Source organism: Mesorhizobium sp. M7A.F.Ca.AU.001.01.1.1, from assembly GCF_004022735.1.
In the GTDB taxonomy this organism is placed as follows: Bacteria; Pseudomonadota; Alphaproteobacteria; order Rhizobiales; family Rhizobiaceae; genus Mesorhizobium; species Mesorhizobium ciceri.
Genome location: NZ_RZPF01000811.1, coordinates 1 through 2,685 on the forward strand (window position 1 = coordinate 1; position 2,685 = coordinate 2,685).

Sequence of the window (2,685 nt, forward strand, 5' to 3'; positions counted from 1 at the left end):
GTCCGCCGGAACCGATCGAGATCGCCGACGACAGCGGCTTCAGGATCGCCACCTTGGCGTCGAGTTTCGAGCGCCCGAGCAGGATCGCCTCGATGGCTTCGGGAATGCCGTGGCCGCGGATCTTCTCGCTGCCATAGCGCGCCATCAGGCCGATGATCAGCGCACCGATCACCGGAACGAGGACGGCGGCAAGCCCAAGCGGCGTGTTCTCGAGCTTCAGGTCGGCAAGCGAGAACTGGCCGAAATAGGCAATGTTGGTGGCAAGCCGGATCAGCTTCAAAAGCGCGATGCCGGCAAACAACCCGGCTGTCGCCACCACCACGGCAATGGCGGCGACGAGCAGAACCCTGGGATCCGTGGTGAAATCGCGCAGGTGCTCCGGGTTCGAATGATGGGTCTTCATGGCAGTTGCTTCCTGGCGGCGGCCGTATGTCTGGGGTGCGGCACGGTCGAAGCGGCCAGCCGGGTTTGTCGGTGGCTATGTATCGTAACACGATATAAATATTCAAGCCGGTTTCGCCCGAAATCCGTTTGAGCTTTCGCCGGAAAACGAACACATGTCTGATATGTCGCAGCCACGAGAACAACGTCCCGCCATCAGCCAGGCCGATTACCAGCGGCTGTCGGAGTTTCGCTACCTGATCCGCCGGTTCCTCGAATTCAGCCAGGTCCAGGCGGAAGACGCCGGCCTGACCCCGCGCCAGCATCAGGCGCTGCTGGCGATCAAGGGATTCCCCGGCGGCGGCCCGGTGACGGTTGGCGATCTCGCGGAACGCCTGCGCATTCGCCACCACAGCGCCGTCGAACTGGTCAACCGTCTCGGCGAGGCAGGGCTGGTCACAAGGGATCAGGACAAGGACGACCATCGCCGCGTGCTGCTGCAACTGACCGAGCGCGCCGACGATTGCCTGGCCGAGCTGTCGGCGGCGCATCTCGACGAACTGTCACGCATCGAACCGATGCTGCGGCGGCTGCTCGATCGAGACCGTGGGTAGTCGACTACTACTGCAGCGACTTCAGCAGATTGTCGATCGTGAACGGATTGGCCTTCGGCTTGGCCGGCGGCGGATTGTCGTTGGCCTGCGGCAGCGGCGCCCGCTCCACCTTCGGAGACTGCGCGGCCTTGCGTTCGGCTTCGAGCCTTGCCTTTTCCTGCGAGGCAATACGCATCGCCTCTTCCGCCTTCTGCCGCTCCTGCTCGGCCTGCGCCTTGGCGGCCTCGTCGGCGGCCTGCTTTTCGGCAGCCGCCTTCGCTTCGGCATCGGCCTTGGCTTTGGCATCTGCGTCCGCCTTGGCTTTCGCCTCCGCGTCGGCCTGAGCCTTTGCGTCCGCCTCAGCCTGAGCCTGTGCATCCGCTTCGGCCTTGGCCTTGGCGTCAGCTTCGGCTTTGAGCCGCGCTGCTTCCTCCTGCCGGCGCAATTCCTCGGCCGCCTTGTCGCGAGCATCCTGCCGCGCAGCGTAATAGCGCACTTCGCGCCGCAGCCGCTGCTTCTCGAGCAGCGCGGCCTGCATCGCCTCGACGCGCTGCTGCTCCTTCTCCAGCGCGCGCTGGGTCAGGAACTGCGCCAGCGGCTCACTGTCGAATGCTCGTTTGACCGCGCCGAACGGCCCTTCGGCGGTGAAATTCACAACCGGCTCGGAGCCGACCAGCGCCTCGTCGCCAGGCCGATAGGTGATCGCACCCTTGGCCGACACCGTGGCCGCGTTGAGATCCGCCGTGATGTCGGCGGACAAGGTCGCCGCTGGATTTTCCAGGCTGACCGGCGGCGCCCGCAGCGTGCCGCCGGCAACCGTGAAGGCTATGTCGGTATCGCCAGCGGCAAAGCTGCCATCAGCGGCAATCTCGGGCGCGAAGCCGGCGGTCTTGGCCGCATCGATGTCGCGCCCGATCGCATCCGCCTTGGCGAGGAACGCACTGAACGCATCTGGATTGAGGCCAGCAACTTTCACGCCCTTCAACGCCGCAGTTCCGGAGCCTGACAAGGCAGCCACCATCCCTTCGACCGATTTGCCGCTGCTTGACAGCGCCGTCGAGAAATCGCCGATGCCGCTGATGCCGGCATCCGGCAGCACGGTCGCCAGATCGGCGCCCGCCAGTTTCATCTGGCCAGAGAACAGTCCGGTGCCGTTGTTGTTCTTCAACTCGAATAGGCCGGTCAGCGCCCCGCCCAGCAACTTCGCCTTGAGATCCGAAACGCGGATGCCTTCCTGGTCGAGCTTGAGCGAAAAGGCGGCGTCATAGGCGGTGGCGAACCGGCCGGCGGCCAGTGCTGCCGTCGTCAGGTCGAGGTCGGCGGTGAATGGCAGGCTGGATTTCTGGCTGAACGGTGTCGCCGGCCACACGCCACCCTTGCCTGCCCGGTCTTTGGCTGCGCCCTCCTTGTCGGCTAGAAAGGCGGAGTCGCCGAACAGCGCCACCGCCAGGGGATCGAGGTCGAGTTCGTCGAGCGCCAGCGCCCCGGCCAGATGTGGCACGCCGTCCTTTACATCGATATTGACGTCGCCGGACACCGCCGCTTCGTTGATGGCGCCGCTGAGTTCGTCCAGCACCAGCAGGCCGTTGCCGTAGTCGCCCTGCGCGGCGAGCGACGTCGACATGCCCGCCCCCATGCCTGGCAGGCCGATGCCCGACGTCATCAGCCACGGCTCGATGTCGGCGGCATCGAGGCTGAGCTTGCCCTTGGC

The 2,685-nt window shown here is 65.5% G+C and carries 3 protein-coding genes; 1 reads left to right on the forward strand and 2 read right to left on the reverse strand.

The window, feature by feature from the left end; genetic code table 11:
* On the reverse strand, window positions 1–403 hold a 403-nt coding region (locus tag EN884_RS32225), incomplete at its 3' end, for a chloride channel protein (protein ID WP_206617696.1).
* A 154-nt stretch (window positions 404–557) separates the two neighbouring features.
* Between EN884_RS32225 and EN884_RS32230 the strand changes: the two genes are divergently transcribed.
* On the forward strand, window positions 558–995 hold the full coding sequence (locus EN884_RS32230) for a helix-turn-helix domain-containing protein (protein WP_013531012.1): 438 nt from the start codon (window positions 558–560) through the stop codon (window positions 993–995).
* Between the two features lie 7 nt (window positions 996–1,002).
* Here the strand turns inward: EN884_RS32230 and EN884_RS32235 are convergent.
* On the reverse strand, window positions 1,003–2,685 hold a 1,683-nt coding region (locus tag EN884_RS32235), incomplete at its 5' end, for an AsmA-like C-terminal region-containing protein (RefSeq protein ID WP_281034859.1).

Bases quoted from the DNA above. Each gene is read 5' to 3' on its own strand.
- EN884_RS32230 (WP_013531012.1), top strand. From the start codon at position 558: ATGTCTGATATGTCGCAGCCACGAGAACAACGTCCCGCCATCAGCCAG.